At 69.7% G+C, this 19,376-nt stretch carries 18 protein-coding genes; 11 read left to right on the forward strand and 7 right to left on the reverse strand.

The window, feature by feature from the left end; translation table 11 throughout:
* Positions 1 to 34: 34 nt before the first annotated feature.
* Complete coding sequence (locus IDM46_RS07180) at positions 35 to 1,183, reverse strand: acyl-CoA dehydrogenase family protein (RefSeq protein ID WP_182821027.1); 1,149 nt, start codon at positions 1,181 to 1,183, stop codon at positions 35 to 37.
* A gap of 206 nt (positions 1,184 to 1,389) precedes the next feature.
* Here IDM46_RS07180 and IDM46_RS07185 point away from each other — a divergent pair, with 206 nt between their 5' ends.
* The 4 genes from IDM46_RS07185 to IDM46_RS07200 are packed head-to-tail and all read left to right on the forward strand — an operon-like array spanning position 1,390 to position 7,244.
* Positions 1,390 to 2,319 (forward strand): metalloregulator ArsR/SmtB family transcription factor, encoded by a 930-nt coding sequence (locus IDM46_RS07185; protein ID WP_182821025.1) that lies wholly within the window; start codon positions 1,390 to 1,392, stop codon positions 2,317 to 2,319.
* Positions 2,316 to 3,392, forward strand: a complete 1,077-nt coding sequence (locus IDM46_RS07190) for a homocysteine S-methyltransferase family protein (RefSeq protein WP_185115318.1) — start codon at positions 2,316 to 2,318, stop codon at positions 3,390 to 3,392. The genes IDM46_RS07185 and IDM46_RS07190 overlap by 4 nt, the downstream gene beginning before the upstream one ends.
* On the forward strand, positions 3,389 to 6,076 hold the full coding sequence (gene metH / locus IDM46_RS07195) for a methionine synthase (RefSeq protein ID WP_185115319.1): 2,688 nt from the start codon (positions 3,389 to 3,391) through the stop codon (positions 6,074 to 6,076). Before IDM46_RS07190 ends, metH begins: the two co-directional genes overlap by 4 nt.
* A gap of 10 nt (positions 6,077 to 6,086) precedes the next feature.
* A complete protein-coding gene (locus tag IDM46_RS07200; RefSeq protein WP_185115320.1) occupies positions 6,087 to 7,244 on the forward strand; it encodes an MFS transporter in 1,158 nt (385 codons plus the stop codon).
* A 30-nt stretch (positions 7,245 to 7,274) separates the two neighbouring features.
* Here IDM46_RS07200 and IDM46_RS07205 read toward each other — a convergent pair whose 3' ends face one another.
* The 5 genes from IDM46_RS07205 to IDM46_RS07225 are packed head-to-tail and all read right to left on the reverse strand — an operon-like array spanning position 7,275 to position 11,362.
* Complete coding sequence (locus IDM46_RS07205) at positions 7,275 to 7,994, reverse strand: DUF2058 family protein (protein ID WP_185115321.1); 720 nt, start codon at positions 7,992 to 7,994, stop codon at positions 7,275 to 7,277.
* Between the two features lie 6 nt (positions 7,995 to 8,000).
* Positions 8,001 to 8,216 carry a SlyX family protein gene (locus IDM46_RS07210; RefSeq protein WP_185115322.1) on the reverse strand — a complete coding sequence of 72 codons (216 nt, stop codon included), beginning with the start codon at positions 8,214 to 8,216 and terminating at the stop codon, positions 8,001 to 8,003.
* Positions 8,217 to 8,219: 3 nt separating this feature from the next.
* Complete coding sequence (locus IDM46_RS07215) at positions 8,220 to 9,563, reverse strand: UDP-glucose/GDP-mannose dehydrogenase family protein (RefSeq protein ID WP_185115323.1); 1,344 nt, start codon at positions 9,561 to 9,563, stop codon at positions 8,220 to 8,222.
* 6 nt (positions 9,564 to 9,569) lie between these two features.
* Positions 9,570 to 10,364, reverse strand: a complete 795-nt coding sequence (locus IDM46_RS07220; protein WP_185115324.1) for an FKBP-type peptidyl-prolyl cis-trans isomerase — start codon at positions 10,362 to 10,364, stop codon at positions 9,570 to 9,572.
* A 56-nt stretch (positions 10,365 to 10,420) separates the two neighbouring features.
* Complete coding sequence (locus tag IDM46_RS07225) at positions 10,421 to 11,362, reverse strand: FKBP-type peptidyl-prolyl cis-trans isomerase (RefSeq protein ID WP_182821007.1); 942 nt, start codon at positions 11,360 to 11,362, stop codon at positions 10,421 to 10,423.
* 206 nt (positions 11,363 to 11,568) lie between these two features.
* Here IDM46_RS07225 and IDM46_RS07230 point away from each other — a divergent pair, with 206 nt between their 5' ends.
* From IDM46_RS07230 to IDM46_RS07245, 4 genes are read left to right on the forward strand one after another with little or no spacing between them, the layout of a single operon-like run.
* On the forward strand, positions 11,569 to 11,853 hold the full coding sequence (locus tag IDM46_RS07230) for a hypothetical protein (RefSeq protein ID WP_182821005.1): 285 nt from the start codon (positions 11,569 to 11,571) through the stop codon (positions 11,851 to 11,853).
* Between the two features lie 3 nt (positions 11,854 to 11,856).
* Complete coding sequence (locus IDM46_RS07235; RefSeq protein WP_182821003.1) at positions 11,857 to 12,219, forward strand: GntR family transcriptional regulator; 363 nt, start codon at positions 11,857 to 11,859, stop codon at positions 12,217 to 12,219.
* The gene (locus IDM46_RS07240; RefSeq protein ID WP_182821001.1) at positions 12,216 to 13,088 is read left to right on the forward strand and encodes an ABC transporter ATP-binding protein; all 873 of its coding nucleotides are present in this window, start codon (positions 12,216 to 12,218) and stop codon (positions 13,086 to 13,088) included. The genes IDM46_RS07235 and IDM46_RS07240 overlap by 4 nt, the downstream gene beginning before the upstream one ends.
* Positions 13,085 to 14,131, forward strand: a complete 1,047-nt coding sequence (locus IDM46_RS07245; RefSeq protein WP_223877926.1) for a hypothetical protein — start codon at positions 13,085 to 13,087, stop codon at positions 14,129 to 14,131. Before IDM46_RS07240 ends, IDM46_RS07245 begins: the two co-directional genes overlap by 4 nt.
* A gap of 74 nt (positions 14,132 to 14,205) precedes the next feature.
* Here IDM46_RS07245 and IDM46_RS07250 read toward each other — a convergent pair whose 3' ends face one another.
* Positions 14,206 to 15,600, reverse strand: a complete 1,395-nt coding sequence (locus tag IDM46_RS07250; RefSeq protein WP_185115325.1) for a class II fumarate hydratase — start codon at positions 15,598 to 15,600, stop codon at positions 14,206 to 14,208.
* 147 nt (positions 15,601 to 15,747) lie between these two features.
* On the opposite strand from IDM46_RS07250, the gene purB reads away from it, so the two are divergent.
* Genes purB through IDM46_RS07265 form a run of 3 tightly spaced genes read left to right on the forward strand, consistent with a single transcriptional unit; the run spans position 15,748 to position 19,290 of the window.
* On the forward strand, positions 15,748 to 17,118 hold the full coding sequence (purB, locus tag IDM46_RS07255) for an adenylosuccinate lyase (RefSeq protein ID WP_185115326.1): 1,371 nt from the start codon (positions 15,748 to 15,750) through the stop codon (positions 17,116 to 17,118).
* A 34-nt stretch (positions 17,119 to 17,152) separates the two neighbouring features.
* Complete coding sequence (locus tag IDM46_RS07260; RefSeq protein ID WP_185115327.1) at positions 17,153 to 18,382, forward strand: cupin domain-containing protein; 1,230 nt, start codon at positions 17,153 to 17,155, stop codon at positions 18,380 to 18,382.
* Positions 18,379 to 19,290 carry a GNAT family N-acetyltransferase gene (locus IDM46_RS07265; protein WP_223877927.1) on the forward strand — a complete coding sequence of 304 codons (912 nt, stop codon included), beginning with the start codon at positions 18,379 to 18,381 and terminating at the stop codon, positions 19,288 to 19,290. Before IDM46_RS07260 ends, IDM46_RS07265 begins: the two co-directional genes overlap by 4 nt.
* Positions 19,291 to 19,376 lie beyond the last annotated feature (86 nt).

A 19,376-nucleotide genomic window follows, 5' to 3' on the forward strand; every position in this document is an offset into this window, starting at 1 on the left:
GCGCGGGCCAGGGAGTTGTGCCTGCAGGGGTGCGTCAGCGCAGCCCGGTTTCCTGCCTGGCGATGACCAGCCGCTGGATCTCGCTGGTGCCTTCGTAGATTTCGGTGATCTTGGCGTCGCGGAAATAGCGCTCGATGGGCATTTCCTTGGAGTAGCCCATGCCACCGTGGATCTGCACGGCCTGATGGGCGATCCACATCGCGGCCTCGGAGGCGGTGAGCTTGGCCACGGCAGCCTCCGTGGTGAAGCGCTTGCCCTGCCCCTTCAGCCATGCCGCGCGCAGCGTGAGCAGCAGCGACGCATCGAGCTTGCACTTCATGTCCGCGATCTTGGCCTGGGTCATCTGGAACGCGCCGATGGGCTGGCCGAACGCCTTGCGCTCCTTCACGTATTCCAGCGTCGCCTCGTAGGCGGCGCGGCCAATGCCGATCGCCTGCGAGGCGATGCCGATGCGGCCGGCGTCGAGCACGCCCATGGCGATCTTGAACCCCTGGCCTTCCTCGCCGAGCACGTCGTCGGCGCTGGCCACGTAGTCCTGGAATTCGATCTCGCAGGTGGCCGAGGCGCGGATGCCGAGCTTGGGCTCGGTCTTGCCGCGGTGGAAACCGGCGCGGTCGCCGTCGACCATGAACGCGGTGATGCCGCGCGCGCCCTTTTCCGGGTCGGTCATGGCGAACAGCACGAAGTACTTCGCCACCGGGCCGGAGGTGATCCAGCTCTTCTTGCCGTTGATCACGTAGCTGCCGTCGGCCTGCTTCGCGGCGCGGCAGCGCATGGCGGTGGCGTCGGAGCCGGACTGCGGCTCGGTCAGGGCGAAGGCGCCGATCTCGCGGCCCTCGGCGATCGCGCGCACGTACTGCTGCTTCTGCGCCTCGGTGCCGTGGGTCAGGATGCCGTTGCAGAACAGCGAGTTGTTGACCGACATGATGGTGGAGTGCGCGGCATCGGCCGCGGCGATCTCGATCATCGCCAGCACGTAGGCCACCGGGTCCATGCCCGCGCCGCCGTATTCGGTCGGCACTTCGATGCCCATCAGGCCGTTCTCGCCGAGCAGGCGCATGTTCTCCAGCGGGAACTCGCCGCTGCGGTCGAAGCCCTCGGCGCTGGGCGCGATCTTCTCCTTCGCGATGCGCCGGGCCACGTCCTGGATCATCAACTGCTCTTCGGTAAGGCTGAAATCCACGCTTCGCTCCTGCTGTGCGCCGCGCGAATGCGGCGGCCGCTCCGGAGCGCATTCTAGCCAGCCCGCCGGGCCGCGGCCATCGAACACGCACGCGCGGCCGTCGCGCATTGGCATCGCATGCCCCGCGCGGGCGCCGGGGCGTCGCAACTTGACCCTGTGCGCGACGCCGCAGACAATGCATCGCTATATCGCGATGGGGAGATACCGTGGATCTTGAAGCCTGGTCGAGCCACCTGAAAGTGCTCGCCGATCCCACCCGCGTGCGGCTGCTGGCCCTGCTGGATGGCGACGAGATGACCGTGGCCGAGCTGTCCGCGATCACCCAGCTGGCGCAGCCACGCGTGTCCACCCACCTCGCCCGCCTCAAGGAAGCCGGACTGGTGCGCGACCGGCGCGCCGGTGTGTCCGCCTACTATCGCTTCGACGAGGAGCGTCTGGACCCCGCGCAACGCGCGCTCTGGGGCACGCTGCGCGACGGGAGTGACGACCCGCTGCTGCGCCAGGATGCCGAACGCGTGGCCGGGGTGCTGGCGATGCGCGCCGCCGACCAGAACTGGGCGGATTCGGTGGCCGGCGACATGGAGCGCCATTACTCGCCCGGCCGGACCTGGGAGGCGATGGCGCGCTCGGCGCTGCCCCTGCTCGAAACCGGCGACGTGCTCGACATCGCCTCCGGCGATGGCGTGCTGGCCGAACTGCTGGCGCCGCACGCCAAGCGCTACGTGTGCATCGACGCGAGCCCGCGCGTGGTCGCCGCCGCGCGCGAACGCCTGCGCCGCTACCGCAACGTGGAGGTCAGCGAGGCGGACATGCACGCGCTCCCGTTCGACGACGCAAGCTTCGACCTGGTGGTGCTGATGCATGCCCTGACCTACGCCAGCAAGCCCGCGGCGGCGGTGGCCGAATCCGCGCGGGTGCTGCGCCCGGGCGGGCGACTGCTGTTGACCAGCCTTGCGCGACACGAACACCGCGGTGCGGTCGATGCCTTCGGCCACGTGAACCTGGGGTTCACCGACAAGGAACTGAAGCGCTTCGTCGACAAGGCCGGCCTGTCGCTGCAGTCGTGCGAGACGGTCACCCGCGAAAAGCGCCCGCCCCACTTCGAAGTCATCTCGCTCATCGCAGGCAAGCCATGAACACCCTCCCCTGGCTCCACCCGGCGCGCGTCGCCCTGCTCGAAGCCGCCCTCGCCGAGCGCATCCTGGTCATCGACGGCGCGATGGGCACCATGATCCAGCGCCACCGGCTGGAGGAAGCCGACTACCGCGGCGAGCGCTTCGCCGACGGCTTCGACCGCCTGCATCCGGGCGACGGCAGCAGCCACGACCTGAAGGGCAACAACGACCTGCTGACGCTGACCCGCCCCGACATTGTCGCGGGCGTGCACCAGGCATACCTGGATGCCGGGGCGGATCTTGTCGAGACCAACACCTTCAACGCCACCGCCGTCAGCCAGGCCGACTACCACCTGCAGCACCTCGTGCACGAACTCAACCGCGAGGGCGCGCGACTGGCACGCGCCTGCTGCGACGCGGCCGAAGCCGCCACGCCCGGCAAGCCCCGTTTCGTGATCGGCGTGCTGGGCCCGACCAGTCGCACCGCGTCCATCAGCCCCGACGTCAACGATCCCGGATTCCGCAATACCAGCTTCGACGGCCTGCGCGAAACCTATCGCGACGCGATCGACGGCCTGATCGACGGCGGCGCCGACACGCTGATGGTCGAGACCATCTTCGACACGCTCAATGCCAAGGCCGCGCTGTACGCGATCGAGGAAGCCTTCGATGCCCGCGGCAGACGCCTGCCGGTGATGATCTCCGGCACCATCACCGACGCCTCCGGGCGCACGCTGTCCGGGCAGACCGCCGAGGCCTTCCACATCTCGGTCGCGCATGCGCGGCCGCTGTCGATCGGGCTCAACTGCGCGCTCGGCGCGAAGGACCTGCGCCCACACATCGAAACCCTGGCCACGGTCGCCGACTGCCTGGTCAGCGCGCACCCCAACGCCGGCCTGCCGAATGCGTTTGCCGAGTACGACGAAACGCCCGAGGAAACCGCGGCGATGCTGGCCGAGTTCGCCGGCGCCGGCCTGCTGAACCTGGTCGGCGGCTGCTGCGGCACCACGCCCGACCACATCCGCGCGATCGCCGACGCCGTGCGCGACATACCCCCGCGCCGGCTGCCGGCAGGGCTGGAGGCCGCTGCATGAACACCCCCCGCTACACGCGACTGTCGGGCCTTGAGCCGCTGGTGATCACGCCCGAGCTGCTGTTCGTCAACGTCGGCGAGCGCACCAACGTCACCGGCAGCGCGCAGTTCAAGAAGCTCATCAAGGACGACCGCTTCGAGGAAGCGGTCGAAGTCGCCCGCCAGCAGGTCGCCAGCGGGGCGCAGATCCTCGATGTGAACATGGACGAGGGGCTGATCGACTCGGCCAAGGCGATGACGCGGTTCCTGACCCTGATCGCGTCCGAGCCCGACATCGCGCGCATCCCGGTGATGGTCGACTCTTCCAAATGGGAGGTGATCGAGGCCGGCCTGAAGTGCCTGCAGGGCAAGGGCGTGGTGAACTCGATTTCGCTCAAGGAGGGCGAGGAGGCGTTCGTCGCGCAGGCCCGCAAGGTGCTGCGCTACGGCGCGGCCGCCGTCGTCATGGCCTTCGACGAGGACGGCCAGGCCGACACCTGCGCGCGCAAGGTCGCGATCTGCACGCGCGCCTACCGGATCCTGGTGGACGAGGTCGGGTTTCCGCCCGAAGACATCATCTTCGACCCCAACATCTTCGCCATCGCCACGGGCCTCGAGGAGCACGACAACTACGCGGTGGACTTCATCGAGGCGACGCGCATCATCAGGGCGACGCTGCCGCACTGCCACGTGTCGGGTGGCGTGTCCAACGTGTCGTTCTCGTTCCGCGGCAACGAAACCGTGCGCCAGGCCATCCACAGCGCGTTCCTGTACCACGCGATCGCCGCCGGCATGGACATGGGCATCGTCAACGCCGGCGCCCTGCCGATCTACGACGACCTCGATCCGGAACTGCGCGAACACGTCGAGGACGTGATCCTCAACCGCCGCCCGGATTCGACCGAGCGCCTGCTGGCGCTGGCCGAGCGCTACAAGGGCAGCAAGGGCCAGAGCAAGGCGCAGGACCTGGCGTGGCGCGACAAGGACGTGCGCGCGCGCCTCAGCCACGCGCTGGTGCACGGCATCGACCAGTACGTCGAGACCGACACCGAGGAGGCGCGCCAGCTGTCCACGCGCCCGCTGGACGTCATCGAAGGCCCGCTGATGGACGGCATGAACGTGGTCGGCGACCTGTTCGGTGCCGGCAAGATGTTCCTGCCGCAGGTGGTCAAGTCGGCGCGGGTGATGAAGAAGGCGGTGGCCTACCTGCTGCCGTTCATCGAGGCCGAGAAGCTGCGCACCGGCGACACCGGCAAGAACAACGGCAAGATCGTCATGGCCACGGTCAAGGGCGACGTGCACGACATCGGCAAGAACATCGTCGGCGTGGTGCTGGCCTGCAACAACTTCGAGGTCATCGACCTCGGCGTGATGGTGCCGGCACAGAAGATCCTCGATACCGCGATCGCGGAGAACGCCGACCTGATCGGCGTGTCCGGCCTGATCACGCCGTCGCTGGAAGAGATGGGCCACGTGGCGCGCGAGATGCAGCGCCAGGGCATGACCATCCCGCTGATGATCGGCGGCGCCACCACGTCGCGCGCACACACCGCGCTGAAGATCGATCCGTTCTACAAGTCGCCGACGATCTGGGTGAAGGACGCCTCGCGCGCCGTGGGCGTGGCCCAGTCGCTGATCTCCGGCGAGCTGCGCCAGGCCTTCGTCGCCGCCAACGAGGCCGACTACGCCGAGATCCGAGAACGCCACCGCAACCGGGGCGACGCCAAGCGCCTCGTGTCGCTCGACAAGGCGCGCGCGCAGCGCTTCGACGGCGGCTGGGACGGCTACGAGCCGCCCGTGCCCGCCAAGCCCGGCCTGACCGTGTTCGACGACTATCCGCTCGCCGACCTGGTCGAGATCATCGACTGGACGCCGTTCTTCCAGGCGTGGGAGCTGGCCGGCCGCTACCCTGCCATCCTCACCGACGAGGTCGTGGGCGAGGCCGCCAGCGAGCTGTACCGCGATGCGCGCGAGATGCTGGACACGATCATCCGCGAGAAGTGGCTGACGGCGAAGGCGGTGTTCGGCCTGTGGCCGGCCAACAGCGTCGGCGACGACGTCGAGCTGCAGGTCGCGCCCGGCGAGACCACGCTGCTGCATTTCGTCCGCCAGCAGGTCGACAAGCCGGTGGAGCGCCCGGACTTCTGCCTCGCCGACTTCATTGCGCCAAAGCACGGCGGCGTGCAGGACTGGATGGGCATGTTCGCGGTCACCGCCGGCATCGGCATCGAGCCGCACCTGGAGCGCTTCGCCGCCGCACACGACGACTACCGCAGTATCCTGCTGAAGTCGCTGGCCGACCGCCTGGCCGAAGCACTGGCCGAGCACCTGCACCGCCGCGTGCGCACCGAATACTGGGGCTACGCCGCGGACGAGGCGCTCGACAACGACGCGCTGATCTCCGAACGCTACCGCGGCATCCGTCCCGCGCCGGGCTATCCGGCCTGCCCCGACCACAGCGAGAAGGTGGCGCTGTTCCGGGTGCTCGATGCCGAGGCCAATGCCGGCATGGAGCTGACCGACGGCTTCGCCATGCTGCCCACCGCGGCGGTGTCCGGCTACTACTTCAGCCATCCCGGCAGCCAGTATTTCGTGGTCGGCCGTCTGTCCAAGGAGCAGGTGGCGGACTACGCGCGGCGCAAGGGCGTGCCGCTGGCGCAGGCGGAACGCTGGCTGGCGTCGAACCTCGACTACGACCCCGAGTGAAGCCGCGCGCTTGAACGCATTGCCGATCGCGAGACTGTCGAGCTTCTACTTCTTCTATTACGCCGCGCTAGGCGCCTTCACGCCGTACTGGAGCCTGTACCTGCAGTCGCGCGGCATGGGCATCACCGCGATCAGCGTGATGATGAGCCTGTGGTACGCCACCCGCGTGGTGGCGCCGAGCACCTGGGCCACGCTCGCGGCCGCCTCGCCGCGCCCCATCCGCTGGCTGCGCGCGGGCAGCGTGCTGACGGTGCTGGCATTCGCCTGTTTCCTGCCGGCGCAGCCCGCCTGGGCGATGTTCGTGGTGATGGTGGCGTTCTGCTTCTTCTACAACGCGGTCATGCCGCAGTTCGAGGCGATCACCCTCGGACACCTTGGCGATGACAGCCATCGCTACGGCACCATCCGGGTCTGGGGCTCCATCGGCTTCATCCTGGTGACGGCGAGCTTCGGCTGGCTGATCGAGCGCCACGGGGCCGGGAAGCTGCCGTGGCTGATGCTTCCGCTGTTCGCGCTGATGGCCGCCAGCGCCTTCGCCAACCGCCAGCCGCACCTGGTCGAAGTGCGCAGCGAGGCCGCGAGCGGCTTCTGGCCGATCGTGCGCCAGCCACCGGTGCTGGCGTTCTTCGCGGCGGCCTTCCTGGAACAGCTGTCGTTCGGCCCCTACTACACGTTCTTCTCGGTCTACATGGACGCGCACGGCTACGCGACCTCGACGCTGGGGCTGCTGTGGACGGTCGGCGTGGTGTTCGAGGTCGCGGTGTTCTTCTCCATCGCCGGGTTCTTCCGGCGCTGGGACGCGAGCTGGCTGCTGCTGCTGTCGATGGCCAGCGCCGTGCTGCGCTGGTGGGCCACCGCGCTCTGGCCGGGCGACATGGCGGTCATGCTGGTCGCGCAGGCCACGCATGCGCTGAGCTTCGCGGCGTTCTTCGCCGCGTCGATGCAGCTGTTGGCGCGCTACTTCCCCGGCAAGCTCAATGGCCACGCGCAGGGACTGTTCTACGGCTTCTCGTCGGGGCTGGGCGGCGTGCTCGGCGCGCTCATCGCCGGCCAGCTGTGGCGTTTCGGCGATGGCCGCGTCGCGTTCCTCGCGGCCGGCGGGTTCGCGCTGGCGGGCACGCTCATCGCCTGGTGGTGGCTGGTGCCGCGCAGCGATGCGAGGCGCTGAGCGCGTGGGCGGCGCTGCGCGGCGCGCCGGTTACCAGACCAGGTCGTCGGGCACCTGGAAGCGCGGGTCGGCATAGGGATCGTCGCCCGCGGGCGCCGCCGGATCGACCTTGAGCGCGACGGCGGCCGGATAGATCGCTTCCGCTTCCGCCATGACCGCGATATCCACCAGCACATAGCGGCCGTTGAGCTGCAGCACGCCGAGCTCGCCGGCATTCAGCGCCCGCAGCTGCTCCGCGGTGACGTGCACGCGCTTGATCTTGCCGCCGTAGTCGAAGTGCCGGACATGGTCGGCGTCGGCGGCATTCAGTGCCTTGCCCTCGAGCATGGCGGCGAGCTTGACCAGCGCCTCGCGGCGCAGGCGCGCGGCTTCCTGCTTCTGGCGCTCGGCCTCGATGCGCTCGTCCTTCTCGCGCTGCGCGCGGATGGCATACGCCTTCGCCAGGTCGATGTCGCCCTGGGAGCGGTTGCCGCGTGGTTTCGCGGCATCGTCCTGGCCGGTCCGGGCACCCGGCGGGCGACCCGGTCGGGTCTGCTGGCCCGGCCGGGCGTCGTTCCGCGCGCCGGGCTGGCCACGCTGCGCGCCGCGGCCGGCATCACCCGTACGGCCGCCGGCGGCGGGCTTGCCGCCACGCGGCGGCCCACCCGCGCCGGGGCGCACGTTGCGCGCGGCGGCGGGCTTCGGACGGTCGGGTTCCGGCGCCGGCTTGAAGCCCAGGCCAAGCAGCTGGTCTCGCAGGGAGTCGGTCATGCTGGCTCAGTAATGCGGTGGAGGCGGCTCGAGGCCGGGGTCGCCGCCGGAGCCGGGGCGCGAAGCCCGCAGTTCCTCCAGCGCCCCGCGCAGCGTTTCGCTGGTACGTGACAGTTCGATGCGCGCGGCGGCGAGCGCATCGTTGAGTTCGTTCAAGGCGTGCTCCTGGAACGCCAGGCGCGTCTCCAGCTCAACCACGCGTGCCTCAAGATCGTGCGGCACGGCTCAGCCCGCGCGCAGCGAACGGCCGCGACCGATGCCGTAGTAGGCGATGCCGGCGTCCTCGACGGCTTCCGGCTGGTACAGGTTGCGGCCGTCGAACAGCACGCGATCGGCGAGCTGCGCGTGCAGGGTGTCGAAGTCGGCGCCGCGGAACTGCTTCCACTCGGTGACCACGATCAGCGCATCGGCACCGTCGAGCGCATCACCGGCCGATCCGCACAGCACCAGGTCGTCGCGCTCGCCGAAGATGCGCCGCGCCTCGTCGCTGGCCTCGGGGTCATAGGCGCGCACGCGCGCACCCGATTCCCAGAGCTGCGCCAGCAGGCGCCGGCTCGAAGCTTCGCGCATGTCGTCTGTGTCGGGCTTGAACGCCAGCCCCCACACCGCGAACGTCTTGCCGGCGATGCCGCCGGCACCGTAGTGGCGCAGCACGAGTTCGTGCAGGTGGCCCTTCTGGCGCTCGTTGACCGCCTCCACGGCCTCGAGCAGCAGCGGCGCATGGCCATGCTGCTGTGCGGTGCGCGCCAGGGCCTGCACGTCCTTGGGGAAGCACGAACCGCCGTAACCGGCGCCCGGATAGATGAAGTGCCAGCCGATGCGCGGATCCGAGCCGATGCCCTTGCGCACCATCTCCACGTCGGCGCCGACCCGCTCGGCGATGTTGGCGATCTCGTTCATGAAGCTGATCTTGGTCGCCAGCATCGCGTTGGCGGCGTACTTGGTCAGTTCGGCGGATCGCACGTCCATGACCACGAAGCGGTCGCGGTTGCGGTTGAACGGGGCATACAGGCGCTTGAGCGTCCCGGCGGCGGCCGGGTTGTCGACGCCGAGGACGATGCGGTCGGGACGCATGCAGTCGTCAACGGCCGCGCCTTCCTTCAGGAACTCGGGATTGGAGACCACGTCGAACGCGACCTCCACCCCGCGCGCTGCCAGCGCCGCGGCGATGCTTTCACGCACGCGGTCGGCGGTGCCCACCGGCACCGTCGACTTGCCGACCACCACGGCCGGACGCGTGAGGTACTGGCCGATCGTGCGCGCCACGGCCAGCACGTATTGCAGGTCGGCGCTGCCGTCCTCGTCCGGCGGCGTGCCGACCGCGATCAGCACCACCTCGCCGTGCTCGACCGCGGGCCCCGCCTCGGTGGTGAAGCGCAGCCGGCCCGACGCGTGGTTGGAGCGCACCAGCGGCTCGAGTCCGGGCTCGTAGATCGGGATGATGCCCCGCTCCAGGCGCTCGACCTTGCCGGCGTCGACATCGACGCAGATCACATCGTGGCCCACCTCGGCAAGGCAGGCACCCGTGACGAGACCCACGTAGCCCGTGCCGAAGATGCTGACGCGCATGCCTGATTACTCCGCCGGGGCGCCGAGGATCTCGAGCAGCTCGACCTCGAACACAAGCGTGCTGTTCGGCGCGATCGGGCCACCCGGCGTGCCGGCTTCGCCGTAACCCAGCGACGCCGGGATCCACAGCTTGTACTTGCTGCCCACCGGCATCAGCTGCAGGCCTTCGTTCCAGCCGGGGACGACCTGTGAGAGTTGGAACGTCGCCGGCTCGCCGCGATCGTAGGAGCTGTCGAACGTGGTGCCGTCGAGCAGCGCGCCCTTGTAGTGCACGCTCACGCGATCATCCGGACCGGGCTTGGCGCCGGTGCCCGGCTGCAGCACCTGGTACTGCAGGCCGGACGCCGTGACCTGCACGCCCTCGACCTTGGCATTGCCTTCCAGGAACGCCGCGCCCTCGGCGAGGTTGGCGGTGGCCTTCTTGCCGGCTTCGGCCGCCATCTTGGCCTGCATGCGCTGGCCAAAGGCCTCGAACACCGTGCGCGCCTGTTCCTCGGTCATCAGCGGGTCGGTGCCGTCGACCTTGCTGCGCATCGCCTTGACCATGGAATCGAAATCGATCTCGTCCTTGATCTCCTCCAGCGACGAACCGACCTGCAGGCCGATCGCATAGCCGGCCTGCTGCTTCTCGGTCTTCAGCCCCTTGATGTCCAGCGCGGGCGCGGCATCGGTGGCGGCGGTGGCGGCGGTGGTGCCGTCGGCAGTGGCGGCATCCTTGTCGATCTTCTTGCAGGCGCCCAGTGCGACCAGGAGCGAAGCGGCCAGCAGGCTGGTCGCGGCGACGCGTACGACATGGTTCATTCGGTGTTTCCTCGGGGAATACGTGGGATGCGGGAAGGCGTGCGGCAAACCGGCGCTCAGAGTACCTGCAGCAGCTCGACGTCGAACACCAGCGCGGAGTTCGGCGGGATCGAGCCGGGCGAGCCGTTGCGGCCGTAGGCGAGCTCGGCCGGGATCCAGAAGCGGTATTTGGCGCCCACCGGCATCAGCTGCAGGCCCTCGGTCCAGCCGGCGATGACCTGGTTCAGGCCGAAGGTGGCCGGATCGTTGCGCTCGTAGGAGCTGTCGAACACGGTGCCGTCGAGCAGCGTGCCCTGGTAATGCACGCGCACGCGCGAGTCGGCCATCGGCCGCTGGCCGGCGCCTTGGCGCAGCACCATGTACTGCAGCCCGGATGCGGTACTCACCACGCCCTTGGCGGCCTTGTTGGTGGCCAGGAACGCCACGCCCTCGGCGGCGCCCTTCTGCGCGGCGGCCTCGGTCTCCAGGCGCATGCGCTCCTGCATGCGCTTGCCGAAGGCTTCGCGCAGCACGGCCTGCTCGGCGTCCGGGATGACCGGCGTGCCGCGGTCCAGGGTCACCGCCAGGCCCTGCTCGAACATGGCCATGTCGACCTCGTCCTTGATCGGCGCCAGGGAACGGCCGACGTCGGCGCCGACCAGCAGGCCGACCTTGTCCTTCGCCACCTTCGGCGGTTCGGTGCCCGGGGCCACGCCCTGCAGCGGCTGCCCGCTGCGCACCGCGACGCGCTGCATCAGCGCCGGGCCGATCTCGGCGGCCTCGGCTTCGGTCACCAGCGGCTTGCCGCCGGCGAAGGCATTGTCGATGGCGCGGCGGAACGCGGCGCGGTCGAGGTCGGGGCCGACCTGCTCGATCGAGCGGCCGACATCCATGCCGATCAGATAGCTGTTCTTCTCGCGCTCGGTGGACGGCACGGTCTTCTCCTGGGCGTGTGCGGGGGCGTGGGACAGGGCCGCAGCAATGGACAGCGCAGCCAGGCCGCGCAGCATGGAATTCATCCGGGGAAACTCCTGGGGCTTGGGCGCGCATCGCGCGACACGAAGCCCCCATTGTCGCGGGCTGGGCCCGCCCGGGCAATCTCCCCCATGCCCCGCCGGCACCCCTGCCTTCAGTTGGGTCGGCGCGATCGCGGCGGTGCTTGACGCGACGTGATCTGGTGTTATAGTTACATACAACACCGACTATCCAGAGCAGGACGTTCGCCATGAACCGCAAGCTCCGCGACACCCTGATCGCCCTGTCCACCTCCGGCCTGCTGCTGGTCGTCGGGCTGTTGGCCGGCAATCCGCAAACCATCGACTCCGCCGGCCCCGCGCCGGCCACGCTGGCGTCGGCCGCCGACCGGGGCGAGGGCGCCGAAGCCGGCGCCGGGCAGGCCCTGCCCCGGGTGCTGCGCCACGAAGCGCCGGGCCGGCGCACCTCCGGTCATCGCAAGTTCGCGCTGCCCTATTTCTCGTTCGCGCGGGACACGCGCCGCGGCAGGAGCTGAACCATGACCGCCATCCAATGGAGCGACGGCGCTCCCATCTACCGCCAGCTGAAGGAAAAGGTCATCGCCATGATGCTCGACGGCCTGCTCAAGCCCGGCGACGCGCTGCCCTCGGTGCGCCAGGTGGCCGCCGAATACCAGCTCAACCCGATCACCGTCTCGCGCGCCTACCAGGAGCTCGCCGACGAAGCGCTCGTCGAAAAACGCAGGGGACTTGGCATGTACGTCACTGAAGAAGCGTCGAAGAAGCTGCTGAAGAACGAACGCGAACGGTTCCTCACCGAAGAGTGGCCGCTGGTCCTGGAACGGATCCAGCGCCTCGGCCTGGCCGCCAAAGACCTGCTGCCCCAGGGAGACAAGGCATGAATGCCGTCGACACACCCGTCATCCAGGCCCGCGGCCTGCGCAAGTCCTACCGCGGCAAGCCGGCGCTCGACGGCACCAGCTTCAGCATCGCCCCGGGCCGCATCGTCGGCCTGATCGGCCCCAACGGCGCCGGCAAGACCACCGCGCTGAAGGCGATCCTGGGGCTGGTCGGCTTCGACGGCGACCTCGAGGTGCTCGGGCGTGACCCGCGCCGCGAGCGCGACGCGCTCATGAACGACGTCTGCTTCATCGCCGACGTCGCCGTGCTGCCGCGCTGGATGCGCGTCCGCGAGGCGATCGCCTTCGTCGAGGGCGTGCACCCGCGTTTCGACCGCGCCCGCTGCGAACGCTTCCTGGCCAACACCAAGCTCGACCCGAAGATGCGCGTGCGCGAAATGTCCAAGGGCATGATCGTGCAGCTGCACCTGGCGCTGGTGATGGCGATCGACGCGCGCCTGCTGGTGCTCGACGAACCCACGCTCGGCCTCGACATCCTCTACCGCAAGGAGTTCTACCAGCGACTGCTGGAGGACTACTTCGACGAGGAGAAGACCATCATCGTCACCACCCACCAGGTGGAGGAAATCGAGCACATCCTCACCGACGTGCTGTTCATCCGCGACGGGAAGATCGTCGTCGACGCGCCGATGGATACGCTCGCCGAGCGGTTCACCGAAGTGCTCGTGGATACCGGACAGCTTGATGCGGCCCGCGCACTTGCACCCATCGAAGAGCGCGCCCTTCCCTTCGGAAAGACCGTGATGCTGTTCGACGGCGTCGCGCGCGCCTCGCTCGCCGCCTTCGGCGAAACCCGTACCCCCGGCCTCGCCGACCTGTTCGTGGCCACCATGAAAGGAACCTACGCATGAACGCCCACGCCGACACCCCCGTGGTGCGCACCCCGGCCCACCGCACGCACCGCTTCGCCCTGCTGCTGCGCCGCGAGTTCTGGGAGCACAAGGGCGGGTTCCTGTGGGCGCCGTTCATCGCCGGTGCCATCTCGGTGTTGCTGACGCTGGTGTTCATTGTCATCGCCCACGTCGCCGCGGGCAGGGTCTCGTCCGATGCCCAGATCATGCTCGACGACGGGTCTTCGATGTCGATCAACGGCCTCGACCTTGGCGCGCTGACCTCGCAGATGAGCGCGCAGGACAAGCTGGAACTGGCCAACGGCATCGACGTGACCATGCTGCTGTCGTCGAGCTGGCCGTTCATCGTGCTGGCGTTCGTGATGTTCTTCTATTGCCTGGGCGCGCTGTACGACGAGCGCAAGGACCGCAGCGTGCTGTTCTGGAAGTCGCTGCCGGTCTCGGATGGCGAAACGGTGCTGTCCAAGGTCGTCAGCGTGGCGCTGGTGGCGCCGCTGCTGGCCACCCTGGCCGCGATCGCCACCATGCTTGTATTCCTCACCCTGCTGAGCGCGGTGGTGATGTTCCACGGCGGCAACGCCTGGGAGCTGATCTGGGGCCCGGGCAGTCCCGCGCTGATGGCGGTCCAGTTGCTGGCGGCGATCCCGGTGTATGCGGTCTGGGCGCTGCCGACCATCGGCTGGCTGATGCTGTGCTCGGTGTGGTCGCGCAGCAAGCCGTTCCTGTGGGCGCTGATGGTCCCGGTACTGGCGGGCACCTTCGTCAGCATGTTCGGCGTGATGCGCCTGTTCAACGCCGACGCCAGCTGGTTCTGGGGACACGTGGTGGCGCGCATGCTGCTGGGCGTGGTGCCGATCACGCCGATGGACATCGCCCGGCTGGACGGCGCGGCCCTGGACGGTCCCGGCGGCATGTCGCTGCTGCTCGGCGTGCCCCAGGTGTATTCCAACCTGCAGTCGCCATCGATGTGGATCGGCGCCGCGGCCGGCATCGCGATGCTCTACGCCGCCACCCGCCTGCGCCGCTGGCGCGACGACGGCTGACGCCATCGCGTGCAGATCGAGGCCGCGCGTGTCCTGTCACGCGCGGCCTTTGGCGTTGCGGCGCTGCCGTGGCGTCAGTCGGCGCCGTGGATCCCGCCACGGGTGAGGGCCAGCGGATCAAGCAGCGCGCGCAGGCGCGCTTCGGGCATCCCGGTTGCTTCCATCGCCACCTCCAGCACCGGCCTGCCCTCGCGGTAGGCCTGCTTTGCGATCGCCGCAGCCTTTTCGTAGCCGATCACCGGGTTGAGCGCGGTCACCAGGATCGGATTGCGGCCCAGCGCGGCATCGACCACGTCGCGACGGACCTTGAGCCCGGCGATGCTGCCGTCCGCCAGCAGCAGCGACACGTTGGCCAGCAGGCCGATCGACTCCAGCAGGTTGCTCGCCACCAGCGGCAGGGTGACGTTCAACTGGAAGTTGCCGGTCTGGCCGGCGATCGTGATCGCCACGTGGTGGCCCATCACCTGCGCGCAGACCATGACCGTCGCTTCGGGGAGCACCGGATTGACCTTGCCGGGCATGATCGAGCTGCCTGGCTGCAGGGCCGGCAACTCGATCTCGCCAAGCCCGGCCAGCGGCCCGGCGTTCATCCAGCGCAGGTCGTTGGCGATCTTCATCAGCGCCACCGCCAGCGCGTTGAGCTGGCCGGACAGCTCCACCGCGTCGTCCTGGCAGGCAATGCCCTCGAACTTGTCGGCGGCGGACTCGAACTTCGTCTTCGTGGCCTGCGACAGGGCCTTGGCCATCTCGCGGCCGAAACGCGGGTCGGCGTTGATGCCGGTGCCGATCGCGGTGCCGCCGATCGGCAGCCGGCGCAGGCGCTTGAGCGCGTCGCCAAGCCGCGCCTCGGCCGAGGCCAGCTGCGACGACCAGGCGCCGAACTCCTGGGCGAAGGTCAGCGGCATGGCATCCATCAGATGCGTGCGGCCGGTCTTGGCGACCTTGCCGAGCGCGCGGCCGCGACGGTCGATGGTGCGGCGCAGGTGGGCGACCGCCGGCAGCAGGTCCTCGACCACCGCCAGCTGCGCGCTCACCCGGAGCGCGGTGGGGATGACGTCGTTGGAGCTCTGGCCGAGGTTCACGTGGTCGTTGGGATGCACGACGCGCGTCAGGGCGCGGCCGGCCAGCGTGGCGATCACCTCGTTGGCGTTCATGTTGGACGAGGTCCCGGAGCCGGTCTGGTAGATGTCGACCGGAAAATGGGCGTCGTGGGTGCCGGCCGCGACCTCCTTCGCGGCGCGTGCGATGCCGCGGGCCACGCCCTTCGGCAGCAGGCCGAAGCCGGCATTGACCTCGGCCGCGGCGCCCTTCACCAGGCCGAGCGCGCGGATGAAGCCGCGCGGCATCGGCCTGCCGCTGATCGGGAAGTTGTCGACCGCGCGCTGCGTCTGTGCGCCCCACAGCGCGTCGGCGGGCACCTGCAGCTCGCCCATGCTGTCGTGTTCGGTGCGGAATTTCTGTCGCGCCATCGTGTCGGCCCGTTGCGGTGGGGATGCCGCGAGCATACGCCGCGCATCGCGAGGCCCGCGTCGGGCACGGGCCGCGCGCCGGCGCCTCGCGGGGCCGTCCGCAGGCGCGGCGGGTAGAATGTGCGGCCACGCCTGCCTGCTGCCGCCATGCCTGCCCTCGACCCCCTGCTCGCCCTGTCCCCGCTCGATGGCCGTTACGCCGGAAAGGTCGACGCGCTGCGCCCGATCTTCTCCGAGTACGGGCTGATCCACGCCCGCGTGCGGGTCGAGGTGGAGTGGCTGCTGGCGCTCGCCGCCGAGCCCGGCATCATCGAGCTGCCCGCGTTCGACGCCGCCGCGACCGCCCGCCTGCGCGCACTGGTCGAAGGGTTCTCGGTCGCCGACGCCGCCCGCGTCAAGGACATCGAGCGCACCACCAACCACGACGTCAAGGCGGTCGAGTACTTCATCAAGGAGCGTCTCGGCGACGACGCCACGCTGGGCCCTGCGCTCGAGTTCGTGCATTTCGCCTGCACCAGCGAGGACATCAACAACCTGTCCTACGCGCTGATGCTGCGCCAGGCACGCAGCGAGGTGCTGCTGCCGGCGCTTGCCGCCGTGGTTGCCGCCCTGCGCGACATGGCCCACGCCCACGCCGGGCTGCCGATGCTGTCGCGCACGCACGGCCAGACCGCGTCGCCGACCACGGTGGGCAAGGAGCTGGCGAACGTCGTCGCGCGCCTCGAGCGCCAGGCGGCGCAGCTGGCGGCGGTGTCGCTGACCGGCAAGGCCAACGGCGCGGTCGGCAACTACAACGCGCACGTGGCGGCCTACCCGGGCGTCGACTGGCCGGCGTTCTCGCGCCGCTTCGTCGAATCGCTGGGGCTCGACTTCAATCCGTATACCACCCAGATCGAGCCGCACGACTGCATCGCCGAGATCGCCGACGCGCAGAAGCGCATCGCCACCATCTGCATCGACCTGTGCCGCGACACGTGGGGCTACATCTCGCTCGGCTACTTCAGGCAGGCGGTCAAGGCCGGCGAAGTCGGCAGTTCGACCATGCCGCACAAGGTCAATCCGATCGATTTCGAGAATGCCGAGGGCAACTTCGGCATCGCGGTGGCGCTGCTCGAGCACTTCGCCGCCAAGCTGCCGGTCAGCCGCTGGCAGCGCGACCTCACCGATTCCACGGTGCTGCGCGCATTGGGCACCGCGTTCGGCCACGCGCTGGTCGGTTTCGACGCCCTCGGCCGCGGCCTGGGCAAGCTCAGCGCGAATCCCGAACGCCTGGAAGCCGACCTCGACGGCGCCTGGGAAGTCCTGGCCGAAGCCGTGCAGACGGTGATGCGCCGTCACGGCCTGCCCAGCCCCTACGAACAACTCAAGGCGCTGACCCGCGGCCAGGGCATGAATGCCGTGTCGATGCGCGCGTTCGTCGCCACCCTCGACCTGCCCGAAGGCGACCGCCAGCGCCTGCTCGAGATGACACCGGGCAGCTACACCGGCCTCGCCGCCGACCAGGCGCGCGCGATCTAGCGCGCGCCCGCCCCTCTCCACGGAACCTGCACAGATGGCTGCATCCCGCGCCAAGCCCCTCCCCTTCGAAGTCCAGGGCAAGCCCGGACGCCTGCTGGGCATGACGCCGCGCGCGTTCCTGCGCGACTACTGGCAGAAGCGCCCGCTGCTGGTGCGCGGCGCCTTCCCGGGCTACACCTCGCCGGTCGAACCCGACGACCTGGCCGGGCTGGCCTGCGAGGACGGCGTGCTGGCGCGCCTGATCCAGCACGACCGCGCGAGCGACGGCTGGCAGGTCAGCAGCGGGCCCTTCCCGGAAGAGGTGTTCGCCGGCCTCGGCGAGCGCGACTGGACCCTGCTTGTGCAGGACATGGACAAGTGGGATCCGGACATCGCCGCGCTGGTCGATGCCTTCGATTTCCTGCCGCGCTGGCGCATCGACGACGTGATGGTGAGCTTCGCCGCCACCGGCGGGTCGGTCGGCGCGCACGTCGACCAGTACGACGTGTTCCTGCTGCAGGCGCAGGGCCACCGACGCTGGCAGATCGACGCCGGCGACGCGCTGGGCCGGGGCGTGCCCAGCCTGGCATTCCGCGACGATGTCGAACTGAAGCTGCTGCGCGAGTTCGTGCCGACCCACGACTGGGTGCTGGCGCCGGGCGACATGCTCTATTTGCCGCCCAACGTGCCGCACAACGGCGTCGCCGAGGATCCCTGCCTGACGTTCTCGCTCGGCATGCGCGCGCCGGCCACCGCCGAACTGATGGGCGACTACATCGACACCTTGGCCGCCGAAGCCGACGAGTCGCTGCGCTACACCGATCCCGACCTGGCACCGCCGCGCGATGCCAACGAGATCGATGCGACTGCGATGGGTCGGGTGGTCGAGGCGCTGAACGCGATCCGCATGGCCGATGGCGATGCGCTTGGCGACTGGTTCGGGCGCTTCATCACCACCTATCGCAGCGCCGCGGGCCCCGGGCTTGCGGTACAGCCGCCGCGCTCGCGGATCGAGATCGAATGGGACCTGCAGCATGGGGCCACGCTGGTCCGCCACCCGTGGACACGCGTGGCGTGGCGCCGCGCCGCGCGTGGCGCGCGCCTGTATGTCGCCGGCCACTGCCACGCCCTGCCCGTGCGCGATGCGCAGCGCCTGTGCGCGGCCGCAGTGCTCGACGCCGCTACCTGGGACGCCTTGTCCGCACCAGGTCGCGACTGCGTCATGGCGCTGGTGGCGGAAGGCCACTACCGCCTGGACATGGATGGCGACGGGGACGCGCCGTGAACCCGACATCGGTGTTCCGCGTCGACATCGTCGGCTGGGATGACGCCGGCCGCGCGCTCTCGGCGGTGCGCAACGCCGTGTTCGTCGACGAGATGGGCATCGACGCCAGCCTCGAGGACGACGGCCAGGACACCCGCTGCTGGCACGTGCAGGCGCGCGACCAGGACGGGCACACCATCGGCGCGGGCCGGCTGGACCCGGATGGCCGGATCGGGCGCATGGCCGTGCTCCCCGGGTGGCGCGACCGCGGCGTGGGCAACGCCATGCTGCAGGCGCTGCTGCGGCAGGCGCGGAGTGCCGGGCGCGGTGACGTGTTCCTGCATGCCCAGGTCGATGCGGTGCCCTTCTACCAGCGCAACGGTTTCACCGCCGAAGGCCCGCGTTTCCACGAAGCCGGCATCACCCACCAGACCATGCGCCTGGCATTCGATCGCGCGCAGTCGATCAGCGACCGCGAGGGCGCCGTGGCAATCACCACGGTGCTGGTGGCCTCGGCACGCCGGCGCCTGCGCATCTTCAGCCGCGCGCTCGATCCCGGGCTGTACGACGACCCGCGCGTGCTGGCCGCCCTGCGCAGCCTCGCCACCGGCACCAGCGGCGTCGACATCCAGGTGCTGCTGTTCGACGCCGGGGCCGCGCAGCGCGCCCATTCGCCGCTGGTGGCGCTGGCCCAGCGCCTGCCGAGCGTATTCGCCTTCCGCGAGGTCGACGACCCCGTTGACCGTGCCCGTGCCGACGCGTTCGTCGTCAACGATGCCGGCGGCTATTACCACCGCGGCCTGGGCCACCGGTTCGACGGCGAGGCGCAACGCGAAGGCGCGGGGCGCGCCCGCCAGCTGGCCGAAGGCTTCGACCCGGTCTGGGAACGCTCGCGCCCCTGCAGCGAACTGCGCGCACTTGGGCTCTGAAGCAGGCGTGATGCGCCGCGGCAGCCGCTGCGGCTATAATTGCCGTTCTGCATCCGCACTGCGCCACTGCCGCCCCACATGGTGCG

Origin of the sequence: Luteimonas sp. MC1825 (genome assembly GCF_014764385.1) — a bacterium.
Classification (GTDB): Bacteria; Pseudomonadota; Gammaproteobacteria; order Xanthomonadales; family Xanthomonadaceae; genus Luteimonas.